The 24,426-nt window shown below is 72.7% G+C and carries 23 protein-coding genes; 10 read left to right on the forward strand and 13 right to left on the reverse strand.

Going from position 1 to position 24,426, the window contains the following annotated elements:
- Window positions 1–388 precede the first annotated feature (388 nt).
- A complete protein-coding gene (locus ABZX96_RS31070) occupies window positions 389–1,039 on the reverse strand; it encodes a DNA-3-methyladenine glycosylase (protein ID WP_355550819.1) in 651 nt (216 codons plus the stop codon).
- A 274-nt stretch (window positions 1,040–1,313) separates the two neighbouring features.
- Here ABZX96_RS31070 and ABZX96_RS31075 point away from each other — a divergent pair, with 274 nt between their 5' ends.
- The 3 genes from ABZX96_RS31075 to ABZX96_RS31085 all read left to right on the forward strand — a co-directional run bounded on the left by ABZX96_RS31075 (window position 1,314) and on the right by ABZX96_RS31085 (window position 3,671).
- On the forward strand, window positions 1,314–2,096 hold the full coding sequence (locus tag ABZX96_RS31075; RefSeq protein WP_355550821.1) for a sporulation protein: 783 nt from the start codon (window positions 1,314–1,316) through the stop codon (window positions 2,094–2,096).
- A 43-nt stretch (window positions 2,097–2,139) separates the two neighbouring features.
- A complete protein-coding gene (locus ABZX96_RS31080; RefSeq protein WP_355550823.1) occupies window positions 2,140–2,679 on the forward strand; it encodes a YbhB/YbcL family Raf kinase inhibitor-like protein in 540 nt (179 codons plus the stop codon).
- Between the two features lie 485 nt (window positions 2,680–3,164).
- Window positions 3,165–3,671, forward strand: coding sequence for an HNH endonuclease (locus ABZX96_RS31085; protein WP_355550825.1), 507 nt, complete (start codon window positions 3,165–3,167; stop codon window positions 3,669–3,671).
- 116 nt (window positions 3,672–3,787) lie between these two features.
- On the opposite strand, the gene ABZX96_RS31090 is transcribed toward ABZX96_RS31085, so the two are convergent.
- The 3 genes from ABZX96_RS31090 to ABZX96_RS31100 form a co-directional block, all read right to left on the reverse strand.
- Window positions 3,788–4,741: an SPFH domain-containing protein gene (locus tag ABZX96_RS31090; protein WP_355550827.1), complete on the reverse strand. Its 954-nt coding sequence runs from the start codon at window positions 4,739–4,741 to the stop codon at window positions 3,788–3,790.
- A gap of 262 nt (window positions 4,742–5,003) precedes the next feature.
- Window positions 5,004–5,414, reverse strand: a complete 411-nt coding sequence (locus ABZX96_RS31095; protein ID WP_355550902.1) for an NfeD family protein — start codon at window positions 5,412–5,414, stop codon at window positions 5,004–5,006.
- Between the two features lie 91 nt (window positions 5,415–5,505).
- The gene (locus ABZX96_RS31100; RefSeq protein WP_355550829.1) at window positions 5,506–6,297 is read right to left on the reverse strand and encodes an ABC transporter ATP-binding protein; all 792 of its coding nucleotides are present in this window, start codon (window positions 6,295–6,297) and stop codon (window positions 5,506–5,508) included.
- A gap of 110 nt (window positions 6,298–6,407) precedes the next feature.
- Between ABZX96_RS31100 and ABZX96_RS31105 the strand changes: the two genes are divergently transcribed.
- A complete protein-coding gene (locus ABZX96_RS31105; protein ID WP_355550830.1) occupies window positions 6,408–7,226 on the forward strand; it encodes a hypothetical protein in 819 nt (272 codons plus the stop codon).
- Between the two features lie 408 nt (window positions 7,227–7,634).
- Here the strand turns inward: ABZX96_RS31105 and ABZX96_RS31110 are convergent, their stop codons facing one another.
- The 4 genes from ABZX96_RS31110 to ABZX96_RS31125 all read right to left on the reverse strand — a co-directional run bounded on the left by ABZX96_RS31110 (window position 7,635) and on the right by ABZX96_RS31125 (window position 10,324).
- Window positions 7,635–7,880: a chaplin gene (locus tag ABZX96_RS31110; RefSeq protein ID WP_355550832.1), complete on the reverse strand. Its 246-nt coding sequence runs from the start codon at window positions 7,878–7,880 to the stop codon at window positions 7,635–7,637.
- A 125-nt stretch (window positions 7,881–8,005) separates the two neighbouring features.
- Entirely contained in the window at window positions 8,006–8,248 is a 243-nt protein-coding gene (locus ABZX96_RS31115) for a chaplin (protein WP_355550834.1), read from the reverse strand.
- Window positions 8,249–8,478: 230 nt separating this feature from the next.
- Entirely contained in the window at window positions 8,479–9,162 is a 684-nt protein-coding gene (locus ABZX96_RS31120) for a response regulator transcription factor (protein WP_355550836.1), read from the reverse strand.
- Window positions 9,155–10,324 carry a GAF domain-containing sensor histidine kinase gene (locus tag ABZX96_RS31125; protein ID WP_355550838.1) on the reverse strand — a complete coding sequence of 390 codons (1,170 nt, stop codon included), beginning with the start codon at window positions 10,322–10,324 and terminating at the stop codon, window positions 9,155–9,157. The genes ABZX96_RS31120 and ABZX96_RS31125 overlap by 8 nt, the downstream gene beginning before the upstream one ends.
- Window positions 10,325–10,587: 263 nt before the next feature.
- Here ABZX96_RS31125 and ABZX96_RS31130 point away from each other — a divergent pair, with 263 nt between their 5' ends.
- The 4 genes from ABZX96_RS31130 (at window position 10,588) to ABZX96_RS31145 (ending at window position 14,553) form a co-directional block, all read left to right on the forward strand.
- Window positions 10,588–11,304 (forward strand): SDR family NAD(P)-dependent oxidoreductase, encoded by a 717-nt coding sequence (locus tag ABZX96_RS31130; RefSeq protein ID WP_355550839.1) that lies wholly within the window; start codon window positions 10,588–10,590, stop codon window positions 11,302–11,304.
- A complete protein-coding gene (locus ABZX96_RS31135; RefSeq protein WP_355550840.1) occupies window positions 11,301–12,389 on the forward strand; it encodes an S-adenosylmethionine:tRNA ribosyltransferase-isomerase in 1,089 nt (362 codons plus the stop codon). The genes ABZX96_RS31130 and ABZX96_RS31135 overlap by 4 nt, the downstream gene beginning before the upstream one ends.
- A gap of 305 nt (window positions 12,390–12,694) precedes the next feature.
- Window positions 12,695–13,396, forward strand: a complete 702-nt coding sequence (locus ABZX96_RS31140) for a nitroreductase family protein (protein WP_355550841.1) — start codon at window positions 12,695–12,697, stop codon at window positions 13,394–13,396.
- Between the two features lie 437 nt (window positions 13,397–13,833).
- Entirely contained in the window at window positions 13,834–14,553 is a 720-nt protein-coding gene (locus tag ABZX96_RS31145) for a transglycosylase SLT domain-containing protein (protein WP_355550843.1), read from the forward strand.
- Between the two features lie 97 nt (window positions 14,554–14,650).
- On the opposite strand, the gene ABZX96_RS31150 is transcribed toward ABZX96_RS31145, so the two are convergent.
- The gene (locus ABZX96_RS31150; RefSeq protein WP_355550845.1) at window positions 14,651–17,236 is read right to left on the reverse strand and encodes an FHA domain-containing protein; all 2,586 of its coding nucleotides are present in this window, start codon (window positions 17,234–17,236) and stop codon (window positions 14,651–14,653) included.
- A 231-nt stretch (window positions 17,237–17,467) separates the two neighbouring features.
- Here ABZX96_RS31150 and ABZX96_RS31155 point away from each other — a divergent pair, with 231 nt between their 5' ends.
- Window positions 17,468–19,708 carry a streptophobe family protein gene (locus ABZX96_RS31155; protein WP_355550847.1) on the forward strand — a complete coding sequence of 747 codons (2,241 nt, stop codon included), beginning with the start codon at window positions 17,468–17,470 and terminating at the stop codon, window positions 19,706–19,708.
- Window positions 19,709–20,043: 335 nt separating this feature from the next.
- Entirely contained in the window at window positions 20,044–21,291 is a 1,248-nt protein-coding gene (serB, locus tag ABZX96_RS31160; RefSeq protein ID WP_355550849.1) for a phosphoserine phosphatase SerB, read from the forward strand.
- A gap of 394 nt (window positions 21,292–21,685) precedes the next feature.
- Here serB and ABZX96_RS31165 read toward each other — a convergent pair whose 3' ends face one another.
- The 4 genes from ABZX96_RS31165 to ABZX96_RS31180 form a co-directional block, all read right to left on the reverse strand.
- Window positions 21,686–22,204, reverse strand: a complete 519-nt coding sequence (locus ABZX96_RS31165) for a histidine phosphatase family protein (RefSeq protein WP_355550851.1) — start codon at window positions 22,202–22,204, stop codon at window positions 21,686–21,688.
- Window positions 22,205–22,291: 87 nt separating this feature from the next.
- Window positions 22,292–22,501: a hypothetical protein gene (locus ABZX96_RS31170; RefSeq protein WP_355550853.1), complete on the reverse strand. Its 210-nt coding sequence runs from the start codon at window positions 22,499–22,501 to the stop codon at window positions 22,292–22,294.
- 322 nt (window positions 22,502–22,823) lie between these two features.
- Window positions 22,824–22,940 (reverse strand): SGM_5486 family transporter-associated protein, encoded by a 117-nt coding sequence (locus ABZX96_RS31175; RefSeq protein ID WP_355550855.1) that lies wholly within the window; start codon window positions 22,938–22,940, stop codon window positions 22,824–22,826.
- A 16-nt stretch (window positions 22,941–22,956) separates the two neighbouring features.
- On the reverse strand, window positions 22,957–24,372 hold the full coding sequence (locus ABZX96_RS31180; RefSeq protein ID WP_355550856.1) for an MFS transporter: 1,416 nt from the start codon (window positions 24,370–24,372) through the stop codon (window positions 22,957–22,959).
- Window positions 24,373–24,426 lie beyond the last annotated feature (54 nt).

The raw sequence follows: 24,426 nt of genomic DNA on the forward strand, positions 1-24,426 counted from the left end.
GGTCTTGCGTTTCCGACTCTATCAGATCCTCGCGGCCCTGATTTTCGCCGGTTCGCGGTCCGGGCTGCCTTTCGGCCGCCTTTCTCGCGGTTTCCGACTTTATCAGATCCTTTTCCGTGGCCGTTCCCCGGCGTAAGCCGTGGACGTCAGCGAATTCGCATCCGATTCCCCGTCGGAGGGGCTTGCGCCTTTCGGCGCGGTCACTACGTTAGACGATTTTCTCGATAAACCGTAATCGGCCCGGGGAATTCTCGTTCGGCGCTGCCGAAGAGAGTCCCCTGTCGAGGGAATCGTTCGTAGGTAGTGGGGGTGTCGCTTGTCGGCTCGCGCAGATAGCGCTGCCCTTCTCAAGCGGCTCGGGCTACGTTAGGCGCTCGCCGGGGCGGAGTCAAGCAACCCTGGTCCGGCGGTTTCGCGGGACGTGCGGGCGGTACGGGCTGACGGTCGGGTCGCCGTCGATCCAGAAGCGCCAGGGGTGGACGGCGCCCTCGCCGCCCACGCCGGTGCGCGGGCCGTTGCGCACCTGATCGGGGTGCGCGGGCGTGCCGTGGCGGACCGACAGCGGGGCGTCGGGGCCGGCGCAGATGTCGATGCAGTTCAGATTGCGGTCGATGTCCAGGGCGGTGGCCAGGCGGGCGGGGCCCTTGGCCAGTTCCTTGGGGGTGCGGGCCTTGGGGCGGCGTTCGGCCGCCAGCTTCTCGCCCGTGAGGATTTCACCTGCTCGGAGCAGTACTCCGCTGGCGGTGCCTTCGGGGCCGCAGACCAGGTTGAGGCTGAACCACATGCCGTAGATGAAGTACACGTACGCGTGGCCGGGAGGGCCGAACATCGAGGCGTTCCGCTCGGTGCGTCCGCGATAGGCGTGTGATCCGGGGTCCGACGCGCCGCTGTACGCCTCCACCTCGGTCAGGCGCAGCTCGATCGGCCCCTCGGGGGACATCCGGACGAGGGTGCGGCCGAGCAGGTCCGGGGCGACTTCCAGGACCGGGCGGTCGAAGAAGTCGCGGGGCAGCGGCATACGGTCAGGTGCGACGATCATGCGTTCCGAGGGTAACCCAGCGGACCTCGTCGCAAGGGGTGGAACGGAGAGCGGGCGACTGTGGCGCCGCTTGGTGGGAAGGCGTGGGCCGGGCGCCCGTTCCGTGGGGAGAGTGGAACCGGTCCGCTTCGTTTGGCGTGGTCAGGGTTCGGAATCGGCCAATCGGGGTGTGCGGGCGGACGGGGCCGTACGGAGCACGAGTGCGTACGGTCTTCGCGTCCGTTCGAGACGAAGTTCACGGCGAGGTTCAGGCAGCGGCCTGGGGAGGATGATCATGGGATTCAAGAAGCTGTTGGCGAGCCTGGGGGCCGGGGGCGCTTCGGTGGAGACGGTGCTCTTCGAGGAGAACGTCGTGCCGGGCGGGGTCGTGCAGGGTGAGGTGCGGATCCAGGGCGGCTCGGTGGCCCAGCGGATCGAGGGGCTCTCGGTCGGGCTCCAGGCCAGGGTCGAGGTCGAGGGGGGCGACTCCGAGTACAAGCGGGACGTGGAGTTCACCAAGCTGCGGCTGGGTGGCGAGTTCGAGGTGCAGGCGGGAGCGATCCACACGGTGCCGTTCGGGCTGGAGATCCCATGGGAGACGCCGATCACGATGTTCCAGGGGCAGCACCTGCACGGGATGAGTGTGGGGGTCACGACCGAGCTGGCGATCGCCCGGGCGGTGGACTCCGGGGACCTCGACCCGGTGAACGTGCACCCGCTGCCGGCGCAGCAGGCCATCCTGGACGCGTTCGGGCGGCTCGGGTTCCGCTTCAAGAGCGCGGACCTGGAGCAGGGGCACATCCGGGGCACGCGGCAGCGGCTGCCCTTCTACCAGGAGATCGAGTTCTTCGCGCCGTCCCAGTACCGCGGCCTGAACCAGGTCGAGCTGTCCTTCGTGGCCGACGACCGCGCGATGGACGTCGTCCTGGAGATGGACAAGAAGCCGGGGCTGTTCACCGAGGGGTCGGACTCCTACCGGGCGTTCCAGGTGGAGCTGGCCGACTTCCAGGGGACCGACTGGGCGGCGTACCTGAACCAGTGGCTCGCCGAGGTCGGTGGGCAGCGGAACTGGCTCTAACCTGACCGCGAAGGTGTCAGTACGCGACTCAGGAGGTGTCGAGGTGTCCGAGCCGAAGCGACGGCCGCTCCCGCACGATTTCCACCCGCCGGTGCCCGCGTTCACGGTGGTGAGCGACGACGTGCCGTCCGGGGGGACGCTGCCCGCGGCGCAGGTCCATGCCGAGGGGAACACCTCCCCGCACCTGCGGTGGGAGGGAGCGCCCGAGGGCACTCGCAGCTACGCCGTCACCTGCTTCGATCCGGACGCGCCGACCGGCAGCGGTTTCTGGCACTGGTCGGTCTTCGACATTCCGGCGTCGGTGACCGAGCTGCCGGCGGGTGCCGGTACCGGTGACATGAAGGGGCTCCCCCCTGAGGCCGTCCATGTGCGCAACGACTACGGGACGCGGGACTTCGGGGGCGCGGCGCCGCCGCCCGGGGACGGTCCGCACCGCTATGTGTTCACCGTGTACGCGGTGGACCAGGAGAAGCTCGGTCCGGACGCGGACGCGTCGCCGGCCGTGGTGGGCTTCAACCTGCGGTTCCACACGCTGGGCCGGGCCCAGCTGATCGCCGAGTACGAGGTGCCCGCCGAGGGCTGACCTCGTGGCGGGCCCGGGCCGGTCCGGCCTCATGGGTCGGCCCGGGCCCCGCGTTCCGGTCCGGCCGCCTTGGACCGGCCCGTTAAATGCGTTGCGCCCCGGCGCCCCCGATCGCACAGTGGTGACTGGCTGACCGTTCGCATCCGGCCGTCGGGCAGCCGACACCGCAGTGGCGGGGGCGGTGGGGCGCCGGTGTGTCGCCCCTTCGTTCGCCGGAGTCCGCACTCGTGTCGGACGACCGCGTTGGCTGTCATGCGCTCCGGGCTCCTGATGACACGGGGGCGGGAGCCCGGAGCGTCCAGCCCCGCCGTCGAAGCGGTCCCGCCCGTCGCGGGCGCGGCGCGGGACTTTTCCGACCCCTCATCTCCTGATCACCTGTCATTTGCCTTCTGGCGTGCGGAAATTGCGTTGTCCCGGGAAACAGTGCACCTGCACAGTGGTGCCACTTCGCCGAGGGGCGAACGGGGTTCCGGGAGGTGGACGGGATGCGGGAGACGCTGGTGCTCAACGCGAGCTTCGAGCCACTGGCGGCGGTGTCCCTGCGGCGGGCGGTGGTGCTCGTCATGCAGGACAAGGCCGTGGTCGAGCGGGCGCATCCGGGGTTGCGGATCCGCGCCGCCTCGGTGGACATGCCGCTCCCCCAGGTGATCCGGCTGAGCAGGTACGTCAGGGTGCCGTTCCGAAGACGGGCGCCCTGGTCGCGGCGGGGTGTGCTGGCGCGGGACCAGCACCGGTGCGCATACTGCGGGCGGCGGGCGACCACGGTGGACCACATCGTGCCCCGGTCGCGCGGCGGTGGTGACACTTGGCTGAATACCGTCGCCTCCTGCGCGGAGGACAATCACCGCAAGGCGGACCGAACGCCGGAGCAGGCGGGGATGCGGCTGCTGAGGCGGCCGTTCGAACCGACGCCGGTGGACGTCCTCCTGGCGTCGCTGACGGACGGGGCGGTACGGGGCGAAGTGGCGGGGTGGCTGGGAGCGTCCGCCTGATGGGCGGACAGGCCTGACGGCGGACGAACGGACAGATCTGACGGCGATCGCCCAACCTCTCGCTTCGGTGCGGAGGTTGGGCGATCGCCGTCAGCGCGGCGGACCGTGGCGGCCCGTCAGTCGATCGGGGGCTGCTCGCGGTGCGGAGCGGTGGACTTGGTGGTGCCGCCGCCCGACGGGTTGAAGCCGCCGCCCGCGGGGTTGAAGCTGCCGATGGCGCCGCTGAGGCCCTTGAGGGCGTCGCCGATCTCGCTGGGCACGATCCAGAGCTTGTTGGCGTCGCCCTCGGCGATCTTCGGGAGCATCTGGAGGTACTGGTAGGAGAGCAGCTTCTGGTCCGGGTCGCCGGCGTGGATGGACTCGAAGACCGTGCGGATCGCCTGGGCCTCGCCTTCCGCGCGCAGGGCCGCGGCCTTGGCCTCACCCTCGGCCCGCAGGATCGCCGACTGCTTCTCACCCTCGGCGGTGAGGATCGCGGACTGCCGGGTGCCCTCGGCCTGGAGGATCGCGGCGCGCTTGTCCCGGTCGGCGCGCATCTGCTTCTCCATCGAGTCCTGGATGGAGGTCGGCGGCTCGATGGCCTTGAGCTCGACGCGGTTGACGCGGATGCCCCACTTGCCGGTGGCCTCGTCGAGGACGCCGCGCAGCGCCGCGTTGATCTCCTCGCGGGAGGTCAGCGTCCGTTCCAGGTCCATGCCGCCGATGATGTTGCGGAGGGTGGTGACGGTGAGCTGCTCGATGGCCTGGATGAAGCTGGACACCTCGTAGGTCGCGGCCCTGGCGTCGGTGACCTGGTAGTAGATGACCGTGTCGATGTTGACGACCAGGTTGTCCTGGGTGATCACCGGCTGCGGCGGGAACGGCACGACCTGTTCGCGCAGGTCGACGCGGTTGCGGATGGAGTCGATGAACGGGACGACGATGTTCAGGCCGGCGTTCAGCGTGCGGGTGTAGCGGCCGAAGCGCTCGACGATGGCGGCGCTGGCCTGCGGGATGACCTGGATCGTCTTGATGAGTGCGATGAAGACGAGCACCACCAGGATGATCAGGACGATGATGATCGGTTCCACAGCGGCTCCCGTCGCCCTTCGGTAGTGGTTCTGTGCCGGCCGGGCCGGCTTGTCGGTTGATCGAGTCTTTCAGAGTCGAGGGCCGTTGGGCAGGGCGTTCGGCCGTTCTCCTGCGGGTCCGACCGGGAGGCGGGCGGTTTTCGGCTGAACTGCGGCTCGCCGACGGCGCGTAGGGATACGCGGCGCGGTGACGTGCCATCAGGTGCCGTGGACCGCCGCCCCCTTCAGTCCGCGGGCGCTCCGGAGGTGAGGGGGCGACGCCTCACAGGACCATCGCGGTCGCGCCCTTGATCTCGACCACGTCCACGGTCTCCCCGGGCTCGTAACTCTTGTCCGGGTCCAGGGCGCGGGCCGACCAGACCTCGCCCTCCAGCTTGATGCGTCCCCCTTCGCCGTCGACCCGCTCCAGCACCGTGGCCGTCTTGCCCGGAAGGGCGGCGACGCCGGAGGCCAGGCCCGGACGTTGCGCGCTGTGGCGCTTGGCGATGGGCCGTACGACCGCGATGAGCGCGACCGAGACGGCGACGAACACGACGACCTGAAGGATCACGCCGCCGCCCAGTGCCGCGGTGACGGCACCGGCGGCGGCGCCGATCGCGAGCATCCCGAATTCGGGCATCGCGGTCACGACGAGCGGGATGCCCAGCCCCACGGCGGCGATCAGCCACCACACCCATGACTCCACGCGTTCATGGTAGGCGCGCGACCCGGTCGGGGACAGGGCCGCGGTGGCCGGGGCCGGTCATGGTCCGGCTACGAATCGGTCAGGAAAGGGGAAGCCCCTGAGCGGTCCAGCGGTCGCCGCGGCGCTCGACGATCAGCGGCAGGCCGAAGCAGCGGGAGAGGTTGGCGGAGGTCAGCTCCAGGTCGAGCGGGCCGGCCGCGAGCACCTTGCCCTGGCGGATCATCAGGACGTGGGTGAACCCCGGCGCGATCTCCTCGACGTGGTGGGTGACCATGACCATCGAGGGGGCGTACGGGTCGCGGGCCAGCCGGCCCAGGCGGCGGACCAGGTCCTCGCGGCCACCGAGGTCGAGCCCGGCCGCGGGCTCGTCCAGGAGCAGCAGCTCCGGGTCGGTCATCATGGCGCGGGCGATCAGGGTGCGCTTGCGCTCGCCCTCGGAGAGGGTGCCGAACTTGCGGTCCAGGTACTCGCTCATGCCCAGGCGGTCCAGGAAGGCGCGGGCGCGGTCCTCGTCGACGGCCTCGTAGCTCTCCTGCCAGCCGGCGGTCATGCCGTACGCGGCGGTCAGCACCGTCTGCAGCACGGTCTGGCTGCGCGGCAGCTTGTCGGCCAGCGCGATGCCCGCGATGCCGATGCGTGGGCGCAGCTCGAAGACGTCGACCTTGCCGAGCGTCTCGCCGAGGATGGTGGCGGTGCCGCTGCTCGGGAAGAGGTAGCTGGACGCGACGTTCAGGAGGGTGGTCTTACCCGCTCCGTTGGGGCCGAGGATGACCCACCGCTGTCCTTCCTTGACCGACCAGGAGACCTGGTCCACCAGAGCCCGTCCGTCGCGGACCACCGATACGTCCACCAGCTCCAGTACATCGCTCATGAGCGCGTTGTCTCCCATTGCATCTCTCGGTCTCAGCGTGCGCCTGTGGGCGCATCCCCTCAGCAAACCTACGCCACTGGATGTCAGTGCCTGTCCTTAGGCTGGGGACCATGCTCGATGAACCTCGTTCCGGACGGCTGGCTGCGTGGGGAAACGCCCTTTTGGCCGGTCTTGTCTCACCTGATGAAGCCGCGGAGCGGATCGCGCGGGATGACGTGGTGCACCGCGTGCGGGGCCTGCCCGGGGAGCCGGCCCCGGTCGGGCTGACGCTGGCCCTGGGGCGGCTGCGCGCCCTGGGCGCGACGGGCCTCGGCGTGGCGCTGCCGGTGCCCGGGCACCCGCTGGGGCTGAGCGGGCCGCCCGAGTTCAACGCCCGGGCGCTGGAGGCCGGGGAGGCGGTGACGGTCCCGGGCCTCGCGCTGGGGCTGGTGCCGGAGGTGTACGAGGCCGGGCCCGAGGGCGAGTGGTCGGCGCCGGACGTCCATGTGGAGGTGGTCTGGCACTGCCTGGCGATACGGGACGCCCCGCCCGCGGACGTCCCCTCGCTCGGCGAGGCGGAACGGGAGCTGGCGGAGGCGCTTCGGGAGGCGACCGAGGTCCTGACCCGGCTGGACGTGGCGGGGTCGGGCCCGGTGGCGCAGGCCGCGCTGGCGGCGTACCGCGCCCGGGCCGAGGCCGGGCGGCAGGTGCTGGCGCCGGGGTACCCGCCGCGCGCGGTGCGGGTGCTGGAGCTGGCGCAGCGGGTCGGTGCGCTGATCCGGATCGCCGGCCAGGCGGGCGGGGACGGCCGGGAGCACGGCGGCGCGGTCAGCTCGTCGGAGATGGCGGCCCGGGCGGAGGCGCTGCGGCCGGTGGAGCGGACGGCTCGTCGGGCGCAGGTGGCCGCGTACAACGCGTACGTGGAGGAGCGGGAGAGGGGGCGCGGCTGAGGGAGAGCCGGGACGGGCTTGGGGCCCGGGGGCCGGGAGAGGTTCGGAGCCCGGTGGCCGGGGCGGTGCCGCGCGGCGGCTGTCTGATGGGCGGGCGCGGGGCTTGGCAGCCGGGAGGGGCTCGGGAGCCGAAAGCCGGGGCGGTGCCGCGCGGCGGCTGTCTGATGGGCGGGCGCCGGGATGGGGGCCGAGCCACGGTCTGATGGCCGGTGGCGGTGCCACGCCCTGAGGTGAGTGCGCCCGAAAGCGGAAGTGGAGCCGTCGCGACACCGCGAGGCTCCGAAGGCTCCGAGGGACGAGGACGGGGCCCGGGCCGGGAACGAGCCGGTGCGGCACGGGGCCGCGGTCGTCGTCGGGATCCCGGACGGCGGGGCACAGGGAGCCGGAGTGCCCCGCCGGGACCTGGGGTCAGCTGTTCGACGATTCGTTGCCGAAGGCCGGGTTCAGCGCGCCGGCGACGGCGAGGTTGCCGCCCGCGACGTTCGCCGGGACGTGCACCGGCGCCTGGGCGGTGCCGCCCGAGACGGCGCCCGGCGCGTTGGTGGCCTTGCCGTCGGCCTGGCCGCCGCCGGCCGCACACGCGGAGCCGGCCGCCGCGCCGACGGCGAGACCGGCGGTGACGAGGGCCATGAGGGCTTTCCTGCCAGTGTTCATGGAGGGGTTCTTTCTGTGCCGCGGGCTCGGGGAGCCCTGGTGCCGCGGGTGGTGGACGGACGCGAAGGGCCGGTGCCGCCCGGGAGGTGCGGCGGACCGGCCCTGGAGCCCGTGCGCGGGTGCCGTCAGACGTTCTTGCAGTCGTTGTCCTTGGCCACGTTGCCGATGCCGACCACGTTGGTGGTGTTGCCGCAGAGGTTCAGGGGCACGGACACCGGCAGCTGCGTGGTGTTGCCGGCGACGACGCCCGGCGAGTCCTTCGCGAGACCGCGGGCGTCACCGCCGTGGGCCGAGGCGGCACCGGCGCCGGCGACGGCGAGGCCGCTCGCCGCGATCATGACGGTCACGGCCTTCTTGATGTTCATCACTGTGGACCTTCCGTGCGAAAGCCGCGGCCCGTCGCCGCGGCACGCATGGAGAACGGGCCCGCACCGGCCAGGTTGCGCCGGTCGGGTGACATCCACACGACGGTATGAATCTCAGATCTGAAGACGACGTGGCCGGGTGGCCGCCTCGTCGGAGTCCGGCGGGCGGACGCGGGCGGCGGGGCCCGGTCCGTGCTCCACCGGGCCCGCGGAGACCGCCGGGGCTCGCGCCCTCAGGCCCCGATCCCGTGCCGGACCGCCCACAGGGCGGCCTGGGTGCGGTCGGCGAGGTCCAGCTTCATGAGGATGTTGGAGACGTGCGTCTTGACGGTCTTCTCGGAGAGGACGAGCGCGCGGGCGATCTCCCGGTTGGACCGGCCGTCCGCGATCAGGCTGAGTACCTCGCGCTCCCGTTCGGTGAGCGTGGAGCCGCGCCCGGTGCCGTTGCCGGCCTCCTCCTGGGAGAGCAGCGCGCAGGCCACCTCGGGTTGGAGCAGCACGTGCCCGGCGTGCACCGAGCGGATGGCGCCGGCCAGGGCGTCCGGGTCGACGTCCTTGTAGACGTAGCCGGCCGCGCCCGCGCGCAGCGCCGGGACGACCGTGCGCTGCTCGGTGAAGCTGGTGACCACCAGGACGCGCGCCGGGTTGTCCAGTTCGCGGAGTTTGCGCAGCGCCTCGACGCCGTCCATGCCGGGCATCTTGACGTCCATCAGGACGACGTCCGGGCGGAGCCGTTCGGCGGCGGCGACGCCCTCCGCGCCGTCGGACGCCTCCCCCACCACCTCGATGTCGTCCTGGACCTCCAGGAACGTCCGCAGCCCGCGCCGTACGACCTGATGGTCGTCGACGAGCAGGACCCGGATCACCGCCGTGGCGGGGCCGGGGCGTTCCGTGCCGTCCTTCTCGTAATCAGCCACCGGGTACCTCCATCTCCACGGCGGTGCCCTTGCCGGGCGCCGACTCCACGGTGAGCTTGCCGCCGACGCCGCTCGCGCGGTCGCGCATGGACACCAGCCCCAGGTGGCGTCCGGCCCGGCGGACCGCGCCGGGGTCGAAGCCGTGCCCGTCGTCGGCGACGCGCAGGATCACGCGGGCGCCGTGCCGGGCGAGGGTGACGTCCACCCGCTGGGCGTCGGAGTGGCGCAGGGCGTTGTGCAGCGCCTCCTGGGCGACTCTCAGGAGCGCTTCCTCCTGGGCGGCGGGGAGCGCGCGCACCCCGCGGGACTCGAAGGTCACACGGGCGGTGTGCGCCCGGTCCAGCACCTGGGCCTGCGAGCGGAGGGTGGCGACCAGACCGTCCTCGTCCAGCGCGGCGGGCCGCAGTTCGACGACGGCGGCGCGCAGTTCGTCGGCGGCCTCGGCGGCGAGCGCGGTGATCTGCCGCAGCTCTTCCTTGGCGCGTACGGGGTCGCGGTCGACCAGAGCCGTGGCGGCCTGCGCGGTGAGCCGCAGCGAGAACAGCTTCTGGGCGACCGCGTCGTGCAGTTCGTGGGCGAGGCGGGCGCGCTCCCCGGCGATGGTCAGTTCGCGGCTGCGCTCGTACAGGCGGGCGTTGGTCAGGGCGATGGCGGCGTGCTGGGCGAGAATGCCGAGCAGCCGCTCGTCCTCGGCGGTGAACCCGCAACTCCCCGCGGGCTTGGGGGACTTCTTGTTGGCGAGGAACAGCGCGCCGAGGATCTCGTCACCGTCGGCGATGGGCAGGCCGATGAAGTCGGACAGTTCCGGGTGGGCGGCGGGCCAGCCGCCGAAGCGGGGGTCCTGGCGGACGTCGCCCAGGCGCTGCGGTGTGGCGTTGTGCAGCATGGCGGCGAGGATGCCGTGCTGGCGGGGCAGCGGGCCGATCGCCTTCCACTGCTCCTCGCTGACGCCGTCCACCACGAACTGCGCGAAGCCGCCGTGGTCGTCGGGCACCCCGAGGGCGCCGTACTCGGCGTTCAGCAGCTCGCGGGCGGAGGCGACGATCGTCTTGAGGACGTCGCGCACCTCCAGGTGGCGGCTCATGGCGAGGATGGCGGAGCTGACGGCGGGGATACCGGCGCCCGTCCCGTCCCCCGGCGCGTCTCCCGGTCCGTTGGTCATGGCCTCACCGTACCGGCGGGGGTATGGCGACCGGATCGGACCACCGGCGGCCGGTGCTTACGCCGGATGGCCTAGGTCCCGGTGACGAGGCCGTTTGGGGAGCGGACCGGGGCCGTCCGGGGAAGGGCCGGGGGGCCGTCCGGACGGCGGTCCTAGTCCGAAGTGCCCGGCGGCGGCCCGTCCGGCGCCCGAGGTGGCCGGTGGGGCTCCGTTCCTACGGTGAGGGAGACGGCAAGACGAGAACCGAGGGGACGGGGTCGGAGATGCCGGTGGCAATCATCACGGGGGCATCGAAGGGGCTGGGGCGCGCGCTCGCGGGCGCGCTGGCCGGGCGCGGCTGGGACCTGGTCGTAGACGCCAGATCCGCGGGGCCGCTGGCCGCGGCGGCGGGGGAGCTGCGGGCGGCCGGGACCCGCGTGGTCGCGCTGCCGGGGGACGTGACGGACGCGGACCACCGGTCCGCCCTGGTGGGCGCCGCCCGCGAGCTGGGCGGCCTGGACCTGCTGGTCAACAACGCGAGCGTGCTGGGCGCCGAGCCGCTGGCGCGGCTGGCGGACCACACGCTGGCCGGGCTGCGGGCGGCGCTGGAGGTCAACGCGGTGGCGCCGCTGGGCCTCGTCCAGGAGGCGCTGCCGCTGCTGCGGGCGGGTTCGTACGCGGACGGGGCCGGTGGCGCGGTGCTCAACGTGAGTTCGGACGCGGCGGCCGAGGCGTACGAGACCTGGGGCGGTTACGGGGCCTCGAAGGCGGCACTGGACCAGTGGTCGGCGGTGCTGGCGGTGGAGGAACCGGGCCTGCGGGTGTGGTGGGTGGACCCGGGCGACATGCGGACCGACCTGTATAAGGCGGCGGTGCCCGCCGACGACGACTCCGACCGCCCGGAGCCCGCGACCGTCGTCCCCGCGCTGCTGCGGCTGCTGGACGCCCGCGCGGCGAGCGGACGCTACTCCGCCCCGGACCTGCAGGCGGGCGCCCGATGACGACGATCACGCTGCGGCTGCCGCCGGAGCGGGCCGCCCGCGTCCCGGCCGAGCAGCGTGGGGCCGGCCGGGACGCGGTGCGGCTGCTCGTCAGCCGGGGGACGGCGGAGCCGGCGCACCACGCGTTCCGGGAGCTGCCACAGCTGCTGTCGCCCGGGGACGTGCTGGTGGTCAACACCTCGCGGACACTGCCCGCCGCGGTGGACGGGCGGCTGCGGGGCACGCCGGTGGTGGTGCACTTCTCGACGCGGGGCGACGCCGAGTACCCCGGTGCGCAGGACGTGGCCGGTGCCTGGGCGGTCGAGCTGCGGAAGCCGGACGGGCGGGGCAGCACCGGGCCGTGGCCGGCCGGCGGCGCGGCCCGGCTGCGGGAGGGCGCGGTGGTGCGGCTGGCGGGCGGCGCGCGGCTGACGCTGCGGGCGCCGCTGGCCGCGGGCAGCGCCCGGTTGTGGTGGGCGCGGGTGGACGGTCCGCCGGTGCCGGAGCTGCTGCGGCGGCGGGGGCGTCCCATCCGTTACTCCTATACGGAGCGGGACCAGCCGCTGTCCGCGTACCAGACGGTGTTCTCGCTGGAGGCCGCGGACGGCGGCGGCAGCGCGGAGATGCCGAGCGCGGCCCGGCCGTTCACCCCCTCTCTGGTGGCCCGGCTGGTCAGCAGGGGCGTGCAGTTCGCGCCGGTGACGCTGCACACGGGGGTGGCGTCGGCGGAGGCGTACGAACCGCCCTACCCGGAACGGTTCGCGGTGCCGCCGTCCACCGCCTGGCTGGTGAACGCCGCCCGGGCGGGCGGCGGGCGGATCGTGGCGGTGGGCACCACGGTCGTCCGGGCCCTGGAGTCGGCCGCCACCGAGGACGGCCGGGTGCGGGCGGCGGCCGGGTGGACGGAACTGACGGTGACGCCGCGGCGCGGGGTGCGGGCGGTGGACGGCCTGCTGACCGGCCTGCACGAGCCGCAGGCGTCGCACCTGCAGATGCTGGAGGCGATCGCGGACACCGAACCGCTGTGCCGGGCGTACGCGGCGGCGCTGGCCCAGGGGTATCTGTGGCACGAGTTCGGGGATCTGCATCTGGTGCTGCCGGGGTGAGGGGGCGGGGTGCCGGGGTGGTGGCGTCGCCCGGGGACGGTTCCGAGGGCGCGGAGTGCCGGGCCTCGCCGTCCGAGGGGGAGGCACGCGCGGTATCGGGCATCGTCACCCGCAGGCTGATCCCGGAGGCACGTGCGGCGCGCAGGGCGTCGCCATCCGCGGCCGGTCCGGGGAAGCCGCGCCACCGCGGACCCGCGCGAACCCTGACGAACGCCGTGCCCGCCCTCCGTCCCCATGCCGGTGCCCGGGGCACGAATTCCGGAATCCGGCCCCGGGCCGCCGCGCCCCGGGCCAGACTCGGCCGCATGTCTGTATCGACGAGGAACTGGAAACCGACCCACGGCGACCCCTACCAGCCGGTGCCGTACCGGCCCGCTCGGATGCCGGCCGGCGAATCGCTCGCCCGCGCCGCCGAACTGCGGGAGCGGATGGACGCGCGGCGGACCGTCCGGCAGTTCTCCCCCGACCCGGTCCCGGAGCAGGTGGTGAAGGACGCCATCGCCTGCGCGGCCACCGCGCCGTCCGGGGCGCACCAGCAGCCATGGACGTTCGTCCTGGTCAAGGACCCGGAGGTGCGCCGCCGGATACGGGAGGCGGCGGAGGAAGAGGAGCGCGTGTCCTACGCCGGGCGGCTGGGCGAGGAGTGGCTGACGGCGCTGCGCCCCCTGGGTACGGACGAGGTCAAGCCGCACCTGACGGACGCGCCGCACCTGATCGTGGTGTTCCAGCAGCGGTACTGGCTGGGCGCGGACGGGACCAAGCACAAGCACTACTACGTGGACGAGTCGGTGGGGATCGCGGTGGGGATGCTGCTGTCCGCGCTGCACCTGTCGGGGCTGGCGGCGCTGGTGCACACGCCGAGCCCGATGCGTTTCCTCCAGGAGGTGCTGGGGCGGCCGGCCAATGAGAAGGCGTTCGCGGTGATTCCGGTGGGGTATCCGGCGGCGGACTGCCAGGTGCCGGATCTGGTGCGCAAATCCCTGGATCAAGTGCTGGTGGAGATCTGAGAAGGGGGCTGTGGGCATCCGGGGAATCCTTTTGATCTTCGCGATTCGATCTTCGGAGATTCCCCGGCTGCCGCACGAACGGTGACCATTTATTGATGGCCCGTCACCGATCGAATTTGACCCTCACTGTATGCGCAACTGCAATTACTCGGGGCGACGTAAACCTGTCGTCGGTGTGAGCCCGCCCATAGGGCGCAGATCACCTACGAAGCCGCTTAGTGGATGCCGTGAAGACGGCGTGAGCTGGGATGGACCCGGTACGGACGCAAGGAGCCGGGACCGGGTTCCACTATCGGGCTTCGTATATCGCTGCTTTGCCCGAGCAATTTACGGCCGCTAACAATGACTGCCGCCGCACGGCGCCGTGGGTTCAGAACTCGGCGTTCTGCCTTTCACGGCCACTGCGGCGCAGTCCATTCGAAGAGGTCGTCCCCGCAATGCCCAAGCCCGCCATTCCCGGCTACCATCGCCTGAATCGCACGCACAAGCTTTCCGCCGCGGGGGTCGCCGCGGTCGGTGCCGCGGCGCTGGCCTTCGCCCTCGTCCCGGGTTCCGCCGACGCCGAGCAGGGCCCCGCCGTCGCGCGGAACGTCCAGCCGGTCGCGTTCAGCACGGTGCAGACCGCCGCGCGGGAGCAGCAGGCGACGATCACCAAGCAGGCCGACGACTCCGCGGCGAAGGGCCGCAGCGAGGCCGCCGCCAAGAAGAAGGCCGACGAGGAGGCCAGGAAGAAGGCGGAGGCCGAGGAGAAGGAGAAGGCCGAGCGGGAGCGGCAGGAGCAGCAGGCGGCGAGCCGGTCCGCCGACCGCGCCGCGGCGCCGGCCCCGAAGACGTACGCCAACAATCTGGACGGCTGGATCCGCGAGTCGCTGGACATCATGGCGCGCCAGGGCATCCCGGGCTCGTACGACGGGCTGTACCGCAACATCATGCGGGAGTCGACGGGCAACCCGTACGCCGTGAACGACTACGACTCCAACGCCATGCAGGGCACCCCGTCCAAGGGCCTGCTCCAGGTCATCGACCCGACCTTCCAGGCGTACCACGTCGACGGCACCTCCTGGGACATCTACGACCCGGTCGCCAACATCACCGCGGCCTGCAAGTACGCGGCGGCGATGTACGGCTCGATGGACAACGTGTACTCGGCGTACTGAGCCGGGGACGAGTGGCGGACGGGCCACCGTCCACGCACATGCCTGAGGGGCGGCACCGATGACCGGTGCCGCCCCTCAGGCGCGTACGCGCGTCCCGCTACTTGCGCATGACCTCGGGCTCGTGGCGGCGCAGCAGCCGGGCGACGACGAAGGCGAGGACGACGCCCAGGCCGACGAGGATGACCATGTCCATCACGTAGACGCTGGTGGTGTGCTTCCACAGGGGGTCGGGGTTGCCCGGCTCCCAGGGCAACAGCACGTTCATGTCGGCGGTGGCGCCCATGGCGGCGACGGCCCAGCGGGACGGCATCAGCCAGGCGACCTGGGCGACGCCGAGCGTGTCGAAGAGCTGGAAGAGCACGCCGGTGAACACCACCTGGACGATGGCGAACATGACCAGCAGCGGCATGGTCTTCTCGGCCGTCCGGACCAGCGCCGAGATGATCAGGCCGAACATCATCGAGGTGAAGCCGAGCGCGATGACGGCCAGCGCCATCTCGACGGACGGCAGGTTCTTGATCAGGACGCCCTCGGCGGGCATCGCGCGGGGCGAGAAGCCGATGGCCGCGATGATCACGCCCTGGATGGCCGTGACCACGCCGAGGACGACCACCTTGGACATCAGGTACGCCGAGCGCGACAGGCCGGTGGCCCGCTCGCGCTCGTAGATGACCCGCTCCTTGATCAGCTCACGGACGGAGTTGGCCGCGCCCGAGAAGCACATGCCGACCGCCAGGATCAGCAGGATCGTGCTGGCGTCGCGGTTGGCCCGGCCCTTGTTCAGCGGGCCGTAGCCGAGGCCGAACTCACTGGGGATGAGGATCGAGACCACGCCGAGGACGGCGGGCAGGATGATCATCAGGCCGAGGAATCCCCGGTCGGAGGCGAGCACCGACACGTAGCGGCGGATCAGCGTCCACAGCTGCGAACCCCAGCCCTGCGACTTCTGCATCCGCGCGGGCGGGGGCTGGATGGCCACCGACTGGGCGGCGACGGCGTCGATGTCCGCGGCGTACATCTGGTAGTGCGGGGAGCCGCGCCAGCGGCCCATCCAGTCGTAGTCGCGGTAGTTCTCGAAGGCGGAGAAGACGTCCGCCCAGCTGTCGTACTGGAAGAAGTTCAGCGCCTCTTCCGGCGGGCCGAAGTAGGCGACGCCGCCGCCCGGGGCCATCACCAGCAGCTTGTCGCACAGCGCCAGCTCGGCGACGGAGTGCGTGACGACCAGGACGGTGCGCCCGTCGTCGGCCAGGCCGCGCAGCAGCTGCATCACGTCGCGGTCCATGCCCGGGTCGAGGCCGGAGGTCGGCTCGTCCAGGAAGATCAACGAGGGCTTCGTCAGCAGCTCCAGGGCCACCGAGACGCGCTTGCGCTGGCCACCGGAGAGGGAGGTGACCTTCTTGTCCTTGTGGATGTCGAGCTTGAGCTCGCGCAGCACCTCGTCGATGCGGGCCTCGCGCTCGGTCTCTGCGGTGTCGCCGGGGAAGCGGAGCTTGGCCGCGTACCGCAGCGCCTTCTGGACGGACAGCTCCTTGTGGAGGATGTCGTCCTGCGGCACCAGGCCGATGCGCTGGCGCAGCTCGGCGAACTGCTTGTAGAGGTTGCGGTTGTCGTACAGGACGTCGCCCTGGTCTGCCGGGCGGTAGCCCGTCAGCGCCTTGAGCAGGGTGGACTTGCCGGAGCCGGACGGGCCGATGACGGCGATCAGCGACTTCTCGGGGACGCCGAAGGAGACGTCCTTGAGGATCTGCTTGCCGCCCTCGACGGTGACGGTCAGGTGGCGGGCCGAGAAGGAGACCTCACCGGTGTCGACGAACTCTTCCAGGCGGTCCCCGACCAGCCGGAACGTGGAGTGGCCGACGCCGACGATGTCGTTCGGGCCGAGCACCGCCGAACCGGAGCGGCCCAGCGGCTGACCGTTGACGTAGGTGCCGTTGTGGCTGCCCAGGTCCCGGATCTCGTACTTGCCGTCGGGCGTGGCCCGGAACTCCGCGTGGTGCCGGGAGACCTGGAGGTCGGAGACGACCAGGTCGTTCTCCAGGGCACGGCCGATGCGCATGACGCGGCCGAGGTCCAGGCGGTGGAAGGTGGTCGGGCTGCGGTCGCCGTAGACCGGGGGCAGCGCGCCGTCGCCCGCGGCCGGGCCGCCGGGACGCTCCTGGGCGGGCCGCTCCTGGGGCACCCGCTGCTGCTGCGGGATGTACGGGGCCTGCTGGGAGTCGTGCGCGGGCACCTGCTGCTGGCCGGGCAGCCGCCGCGGCGGCGTCGGCTCGTACGCCGCGGGGCGCGGACGCTGACCGGCCGGCGGCGCGGCCCAGCCGGGGCCGGGGGCCTCCTGGCGCGGTGTCATCGTCGTCTGGGCGTCGTACAGATCGGCGGGAGCGCTGGTGGACAGGTGCAGGCGGGGCCCGTCGGTGGCGTTGCCCAAATGGACGGTCGAACCGGGGCCGATCTCCATCTGGTGGACCCGCTGACCCTGGACATAGGTGCCGTTCGTGCTGCCCAGGTCCTCGATGACCCAGCTGCGTCCGCCCCACCTCACCATGGCGTGCCGCCAGGAGACCCTGGCGTCGTCGAGCACCATGTCGCCCTGAGGATCACGGCCCAGGGTGTAGGTCCGGGACGAATCGAGCGTCCAGGTCCTTCCGTTCAATTCCAGTACGAGATCAGGCACTCCATGCCCCATTACATAGTCCCCCGAGTGACGCCCTGTATGGGAAGTCTAGGGATGGCGAACATCGTGAGGAACTATTTCAGGCGCGGTGCTCCGACCGGAAACCGGGCCGTGGCGCGGGCCCGGAAGCGTTCCCGTTGACGACGGCGAAACTCCCCCGGAGAGTGGTAAGGGCCATGGATCCGTACGGATCACCGTCATCGTGCTCGTTCCGGGCAACTCGCCACCGATCGGGGGCTCACCATGGCCGCAGGGGGCACCGCACGCATCCGGTGGGGCGACGTCGTCCTGTCCTCCGTCGCCGCGGTGAGCTGGGCCTTTCTCGCGATGACCGGTGTGGCGGCGCTGGGGCTGTACCTGCTGGGCGCGGACGCGACGGGCGCCCTCGGCCCGCTGACGGCCGCGGCGGTCGTGCTGGCCGTGGGCGGCACGGTGACGCCGTCGGGCGACGTGCACGCGTTCGGACTGACCGGGCAAGCGGCCGAATCCGCCGTTGACATCATGCCGTTGGGCGTGAGCCTGGTGGGTGCCCTGTTGCTGGGGTGGATATTCGTGCGGTCGCTGCGGCGGCTCGGGGCCACCGTGAGCTGGGCGGAACTCGGCGCGCGGGCAGGGGTCCTGACGGCGTTCTTCCTCACGGTGCTGGCGGGCCTGTCCTGGGCCGGGCACGACTCGATCACCATCGACGGGAAGTCGCTGGCCGGGCTGGTGGGCGGTGGTGGCGGTGGCGGCAACGGTGACGAGGGAGGCGGCGGCCTCATCGACCAGCTCACCAAAGGGCTCGGCGACCTCACGGGCCTCGGCGGTGACGACGACGGGGGCGGGCTGCCGGGCCGGATCGCCGATCTGATCGGCGCGAAGGCGGCCGTCGGGTTCGACGTGCACACCGGGGCCTCGCTCGGCGGCGGCGTCCTGTGGGTCCTGGGCGTCCTCCTCGTCGCACTGCTGGCGACCCGGCGCACGCCGCTCCCCCGCGCGCTGGACGCGGCGCACCGCTGGGTGCGTCCGGCGGCGTCCGCGCTGGTCCTCGTCCTGGTCCTGGCCGTGGTCGCCGGGCTGGCGGCGGCCGTGTACGCCGCGATCGGCGACGACCATCCGCGGCGCGTCCTGGGCGCGGCGCTGCTCGGCGCGCCCAACGGGGCGTGGCTCGCCATCCCGCTCGGCCTCTTCGTCCCCTGGCACGGCACCGCCAGTGGGGCGCTGACCCAGTTGCTGCCCGACCCGGTGGACCGGCTCCTCGACGGCCAGGAGAACGCGCTGCTCACCGTTCCGCGGCTGGCGGAGCTGGACGGCCGGGTGTGGCTGCTGGTGGTCGCGGCGGCCTTGATGATGCTGCTCGCCGGGGCGGTGGCCGCGGTCCGCACGCCGCGCCCGGCGCGCCTGAAGGCGCTGCCGTTCGCCGTGCGCTGCGCGCTGCCGCTCGCCGTGCTGACGGCCCTGACGCTGCCGCTCCTGGTGGGGCTGACCGGGGTCTCGGCCAACGCCGGGCTGTCGGTCTTCGGCTTCGACGCGTTCGGCGCCCGGGTGGCGCTGCGCGGCGACGTGCCGCTCGCCTTCGTGATCGGCGCCGCGTGGGGTGCGGGCGCGGGGCTGGTGGGCGCCTTGCTGGCCTGCGCGACGGGGGCCGCGGGGCGGCAGGCGGTGCGGCCGATGGGTGCGGAGGGGGTGCCTTGGGACGGTGCGCCTTCGGGCGGGCCTCCTTCGGCCGGTGCTCCGGAGCCTTCGGGCGGTGCCGGGTCGGCGGGGTGGGCACCTGAGGGGGACGCGCCGACGCGGAGGTTGCGGCGGACTCCGGGGAACGGGGCGGAGGGTTCTGCGGGGGGCCGGGGGCGCTGGTCGGGGCGTCCGCGTGCGGGAGGGGACGAGCCGGGGGCGGATCACGGGGAGCCGGAGTGGGGAACGGGTCGACCGGGGCCGGGAGGAACGGGTCGAGGTCCGACGGAATCGGCTCAAGGCCCGCCGGACCGGGAGACGGGTCGGCCGGCATCCGGGCCGGGAACGGGACAGGAGCGACCGGGCCCGGGGGGCGCTCGTCCGTCGGCCGATGGTCGTCCCTCTCATGCGGACGTGCCCCACGAGCCGGGGCCGTACCACCCCGCGCCGGTCTTCCGGCCCCCGCGCCCCGAAACCAACCCGTACCTGCGGCCTCTCCCCCCGGACGCGCCACCGCAGCAACCGCCGACCGGGCGGGGTGACCAGCCCCCGGCCTCCGGCCCGTCCCACGCATCCGGCCAGCCCCCGTCCCACCAGGGCGGCCCCTCGGACCCGCACTTCTCCCCCACCGTGCGCGGCGCCCCGCCACCGCCGCCCAAGCGGTCCCGGCCGTCCGCCCCGCCGAAGCCGCCCCGGCCTCCGGGGCCTCCCCAGACGCCGCGGACCGGCGGCCCCGGACAGGGGCACAAGGGCGACCCGGACCGTCATAGGGACGAGCCGGATCGTCGTGAGGGCGGCGCGCCCGACGACCCCCCGCCCGGGCCCGGATGACCGGCCGGACGCCGAAGAACCCCCGCGTACCGGGAGCGCCGCCCGCCCCGGACGCGGATCCGCCGAACCCGCCGCCCCCGGAGAGCCGATCCGGAACACCCCCCGGTCCCTCAGCCCCACCGCACCCGGAGCAGCGATCGAGCCCACCCGATCCATCGCCCCCATCACCTCCGGAGCAGCGATCCGGCCCACCCGGTCCGCCGCTCCCCCGCGTCGGGTCGAACCCTCCGTTTTCTCCGTCCCCACCACCCCCACCAGCCCCTTCGCACCCGCCCCCGTCCGCACCACGGACACCTGTACGGCGGCCGGCGCGGGCCGGATACCGTAAGAGCACCATGAGCGCATCGCAGATCCCGCCTGCCACCGCCGTACCGGCCGATGACACGCCCACCCTCCTCGTCAAGATCTTCGGGAAGGACCGGCCGGGCATCACCGCAGGTCTCTTCGACACCCTCGCCGCCTACTCCGTCGATGTCGTGGACATCGAACAGGTCGTGACCCGGGGCCGCATCGTCCTGTGCGTCCTGGTCACCGCGCCCGAACCGCTCCACGGCTCGACCGGCAGCACGGAGGGCGACCTGCGCGCCACGGTGCACAGCTGGGCCGAGTCGATGAACCTCCAGGCCGAGATCATCTCCGGCATCGGCGACAACCGCCCGCGCGGCATCGGCCGCTCGCACGTCACCGTCCTCGGTCACCCGCTCACCGCGGAGTCGACCGCCGCCATCGCCGCCGCGATCACCGCGACCGGCGGCAACATCGACCGCATCTTCCGCCTCGCGAAGTACCCGGTGACCGCCGTCGAGTTCGCGGTGTCCGGCGCCCCGACCGAAATCCTGCGCACCGCCCTGGCCACCGAGGCCGCCGTCCTCGGCGTGGACGTGGCCGTGGTCGCCTCCGGGCTCCAGCGGCGCGCCCAGCGGCTGGTCGTCATGGACGTGGACTCCACCCTCATCCAGGACGAGGTGATCGAGCTCTTCGCCGCGCACGCGGGGTGCGAGGCCGAGGTCGCGAAGGTCACCGCCGCCGCGATGCGCGGCGAGCTGGACTTCGAGCAGTCGCTGCACGCCCGGGTCGCGCTCCTGGAGGGGCTGGACGCCTCGGTGGTGGAGAAGGTCCGCAAGGAGGTCCGGCTCACCCCCGGGGCCCGCACGCTCGTCCGCACGCTCAAGCACCTCGGCTACCAGGTCGGTGTGGTCTCCGGCGGGTTCACACAGGTCACGGACGCGCTCCAGGAGGAGCTGGGGCTGGACTTCGCCTCGGCCAACACCCTGGAGATCGTCGACGGGCGGCTGACCGGCCGGGTCACCGGCGACATCGTGGACCGGGCCGGCAAGGCGCGCCTGCTCCGCAGCTTCGCGCACCAGGCCGGGGTACCGCTCGCGCAGACGGTGGCGATCGGTGACGGCGCGAACGACCTGGACATGCTGAACGCGGCCGGGCTCGGCGTCGCCTTCAACGCCAAGCCCGTCGTCCGGGAGGCCGCGCACACCGCCGTGAACGTGCCGTTCCTGGACACCGTCCTGTACCTGCTGGGCATCACCCGCGAAGAGGTCGAAGCCGCCGACATGCACGACGACTGAGCCGGAGGCCACCGGCTCGGCCCCGTGCGGGGAAGGCCCGGTCCGACGTACGAGAGGGCGCGGGCCGGAACCGGTGTGCCGGACGCCACCCGGTCCGGACCGCCGCACCGGAAGGCAGCGGGCTGGAAGGCCGCGCACCGGAAGAACGGCAGCCCAGGCACGCGAAAGCCCCGGCGCGGATTGTCCTCCGCGCCGGGGCCTCGGCATACGTACGTCCGATCGGTCGGCCACGTCCGTGCGTCCGGCCCGGACCGTAGGGCGGACGGCGGACCCGTCGGCCGCCCGGTGGCCCGTCCGCCCGCCGCCCGCCTCGGTCGCGTCACCGCCTCGTTCGGACGAGTCCGGTCACCGCCGCCTCAGCCGGGAGCCGCCTCAGCCGGGCGCCGGGCAACCGTCAGTCGTGCGGCGACCAGTAGGCGACGAGCCGGCCGACTCCGTGCTCGACCGACTTCCAGGAGCCGTTGAAGGTGAGCACGGCCAGTGCGGAGGTCGGGAAGCCGCTGCGGTTCATGCGGGGCAGCAGGTCGCCTTCGGCCTCCCCCGCGAGCGCGTCGGCCAGCGCGTGCATCCCGGGGTTGTGGCCGACGAGCATCAGGGTGTTCACCTCGTCCGAGGTCTCGTTCACCAGCGCGATGAGCTCGCCGAGGGACGCTTCGTACAACCGCTCCTCGTAGACGGTCTTCGGCCGCTGCGGGAGCTCGTGGACGAACAGCTTCCACGTCTCGCGGGTGCGATCGGCTGTCGAGCACAAGGTCAGGTCGGGGACGATCCCGGATTCGGCCAGCCTGCGGCCGGCGACCGGGGCGTCCTTGCGGCCCCGCTCGGCGAGCGGACGCTCATGATCACTCGACTGCGACCATTCGGCCTTCGCGTGTCGGAGAAGGACAATCCGGCGTGGTGTATCGACGCTCATGTTCCCCAGCTTCGCACGAAACGCGGCGCGGGGCGCGGGGTGTTGAGGGGCTCCCCCTGGCGGGTGACAGAAGGGAGGAACGGGACGTCAGGCACCGAAGGGGAAGGCGCGGCCCAGGAAGTGGTAGAGCGAGGTGAGGCTCTGCGCGGCGCCCGTCCCCGGGGTGTCGGTGGGCAGGGCTATGAGGATGAGCAACGCGGAGAACGAGAGGACCGCCAGGGCCACGGCCCACCAAGGCAACCGCACGTGCAGGCCACGGGCCTCAGGGACGGCCGGCCGGCTGGACACGGTGGACATGGGATCGCCTCCGGGGAGTGAGGGAGCGGCGCGGTCACCGGCCGGCGACCGCGCCCACCGCAGCGGCACGGTGTACTCACACGCTACGGATCACCGGCGTCCCGTCCTATCCGGGATGCCACCCACTTAACCCTGACCCGCACCCCCTAGGGGACGGTGGGGTTTCCCCCACCCCGTTCCCGGGCCACGGCCACGATCCGTGGGCCGCCGACGCCACCGCGTATACGCACACCACACCGCTGCGCACACCGCACCGCGATCCGCGCGAGACGTGCCCCGCGGCCCCGGGGTCATCCCCCATGAAGCCGCTGCGGGCCGCGCCTCACGGCGACGCGATGGTCGCGATCACGGCGATGACGACGGTCACGGCGAGCATCACGCCCAGGACGGTGAGCAGCTTCTTCTGGCCGCCCTGCGGATTCGGTTCGAGCACTGGCATGGCCCCAGTGTCGCACTCAGAGCTCGTCCTCGATGCGGCGGTCCCGCCCGGCGAGTACACCCATCACGATCTGCGGCACCAGCAGGCCGATCATCAGTGCGATCGGCTGGTCCCAGCCACCGCTGTGCTGGTTGAGCGTGCCGACCAGCAGCGGTCCGGGGATGGAGATGAGGTAGCCGACGCTCTGCGCGAAGGCGGAGAGCCGGACGACGCCGTCCGCGGAGCGCGCGCGCATGCCGATCATGGCGATGGCGAGCGGGAAGGCGCAGTTGGAGACGCCCAGCAGCAGGGCCCACGCCCAGGCACCGCCGGCCGGCGCCAGCCACAGCCCGGCGTATCCGGAGATGCCGCACAGCCCCAGCACCACGGCCAGCGGCCCCTGGTTCCGCATGCGGCCCGCCAGCCTCGGCAGGACGAAGGAGAGCGGAACGCTCACGGCCATCGTGACGGCGAGCAGGACGCCCGCCGTACCGGCCGAGACCCCGGCGTCGCGGAAGATCTGCGGCAGCCAGCCCATGGTGATGTAGGCCCCGGTGGCCTGGAGGCCGAAGAAGACGGCCAGCGCCCAGGCGGTCGGCGACTTGGTGATCCGGGCGCGGGGGGCGGCCCCGTCCTGCCGCCCGGCGGCCGGGCGGGCGGCACCGGCGGTCACCCCGCGCTGCCGTCCGATCAGCACCCAGGGCAGCACCGCGACGGCGGCGAGCGTGGCCCACGCCGCCAGTCCGATCTTCCAGCCGCCGCCCAGCGCCGCCGTCAGCGGCACGGTGAGCGACGCGGCGAGCGAGGTCCCCAGGGCGAGGGCCATCGAGTACAGCCCGGTCATCTGGCCGACCCGCTGCGGGAACCAGCTCTTGATGACGACCGGTATCAGAACGTTGCTGACCGCGATCCCGGCCAGCGCCAGGGCGGTGGTGACCAGGAACGCCGCCGTGCCACCGGTGAACGGGCGGACCGCGACGCCGACGGCGATGGCGGCCATGCCGGCGCAGACGATCCTCCCGGGCCCCCAGCGCCGGGCCAGCCGGGGCGCGGTGATGCCGAAGACCGCGAAGCACAGCGCCGGCACGGACGTCAGCATCCCCGCGACGGTGCCGCCCATGCCGAGGCCGACCCGCACCTCTTCCATGAGGGCGCCGAGGCTGGTGATGGCCGGGCGGAGGTTCAGCGCCGCCAGGACGATGCCGGCGATCACCACACCGGTGAGCCAGCGGGCGGACGCGGGAGCCCCGCCGGCCGGCGCCTCCGCGGACGGGGCGGGGGCCACCGCGGGTTCGCCTCCCGGACCGGCCGCCGCTCCGGCGGCTTTCTCCGGTCCGCCGGGGGTGGGACCGTCAGCCGTGCGCGCCGCGGTACGGGCGCCCGTCGGAGCGTCGGGGGTGGAACCGGGGGCCCCGGCACGGGGGCCGAGGGTCGCGAGGTCTTCGTCTGCCATAAAGGTCATCATAGAATCATGGGATGAATGACTGTCCAGCGTTCCGTGCGTCAC

The organism is Streptomyces sp. NPDC003077 (assembly GCF_040611095.1).
In the GTDB taxonomy this organism is placed as follows: Bacteria; Actinomycetota; Actinomycetes; order Streptomycetales; family Streptomycetaceae; genus Streptomyces.

Excerpts from the sequence above, each read along its gene's own strand:
- ABZX96_RS31170 (WP_355550853.1), bottom strand. The coding sequence starts at position 22,501 with ATGTCCACCGTGTCCAGCCGGCCGGCCGTCCCTGAGGCCCGTGGCCTG.
- ABZX96_RS31105 (WP_355550830.1), top strand. The coding sequence starts at position 6,408 with ATGCTCGATGAACCTCGTTCCGGACGGCTGGCTGCGTGGGGAAACGCC.
- ABZX96_RS31155 (WP_355550847.1), top strand. The coding sequence starts at position 17,468 with ATGGCCGCAGGGGGCACCGCACGCATCCGGTGGGGCGACGTCGTCCTG.
- ABZX96_RS31100 (WP_355550829.1), bottom strand. The coding sequence starts at position 6,297 with ATGAGCGATGTACTGGAGCTGGTGGACGTATCGGTGGTCCGCGACGGA.
- ABZX96_RS31165 (WP_355550851.1), bottom strand. The coding sequence starts at position 22,204 with ATGAGCGTCGATACACCACGCCGGATTGTCCTTCTCCGACACGCGAAG.
- ABZX96_RS31150 (WP_355550845.1), bottom strand. The coding sequence starts at position 17,236 with ATGGGGCATGGAGTGCCTGATCTCGTACTGGAATTGAACGGAAGGACC.
- ABZX96_RS31125 (WP_355550838.1), bottom strand. The coding sequence starts at position 10,324 with ATGACCAACGGACCGGGAGACGCGCCGGGGGACGGGACGGGCGCCGGT.
- serB (WP_355550849.1), top strand. The coding sequence starts at position 20,044 with ATGAGCGCATCGCAGATCCCGCCTGCCACCGCCGTACCGGCCGATGAC.
- ABZX96_RS31075 (WP_355550821.1), top strand. The coding sequence starts at position 1,314 with ATGGGATTCAAGAAGCTGTTGGCGAGCCTGGGGGCCGGGGGCGCTTCG.
- ABZX96_RS31085 (WP_355550825.1), top strand. The coding sequence starts at position 3,165 with ATGCGGGAGACGCTGGTGCTCAACGCGAGCTTCGAGCCACTGGCGGCG.
- ABZX96_RS31140 (WP_355550841.1), top strand. The coding sequence starts at position 12,695 with ATGTCTGTATCGACGAGGAACTGGAAACCGACCCACGGCGACCCCTAC.
- ABZX96_RS31110 (WP_355550832.1), bottom strand. The coding sequence starts at position 7,880 with ATGAACACTGGCAGGAAAGCCCTCATGGCCCTCGTCACCGCCGGTCTC.
- ABZX96_RS31135 (WP_355550840.1), top strand. The coding sequence starts at position 11,301 with ATGACGACGATCACGCTGCGGCTGCCGCCGGAGCGGGCCGCCCGCGTC.
- ABZX96_RS31070 (WP_355550819.1), bottom strand. The coding sequence starts at position 1,039 with ATGATCGTCGCACCTGACCGTATGCCGCTGCCCCGCGACTTCTTCGAC.
- ABZX96_RS31180 (WP_355550856.1), bottom strand. The coding sequence starts at position 24,372 with ATGGCAGACGAAGACCTCGCGACCCTCGGCCCCCGTGCCGGGGCCCCC.
- ABZX96_RS31130 (WP_355550839.1), top strand. The coding sequence starts at position 10,588 with ATGCCGGTGGCAATCATCACGGGGGCATCGAAGGGGCTGGGGCGCGCG.
- ABZX96_RS31175 (WP_355550855.1), bottom strand. The coding sequence starts at position 22,940 with ATGCCAGTGCTCGAACCGAATCCGCAGGGCGGCCAGAAGAAGCTGCTC.
- ABZX96_RS31145 (WP_355550843.1), top strand. The coding sequence starts at position 13,834 with ATGCCCAAGCCCGCCATTCCCGGCTACCATCGCCTGAATCGCACGCAC.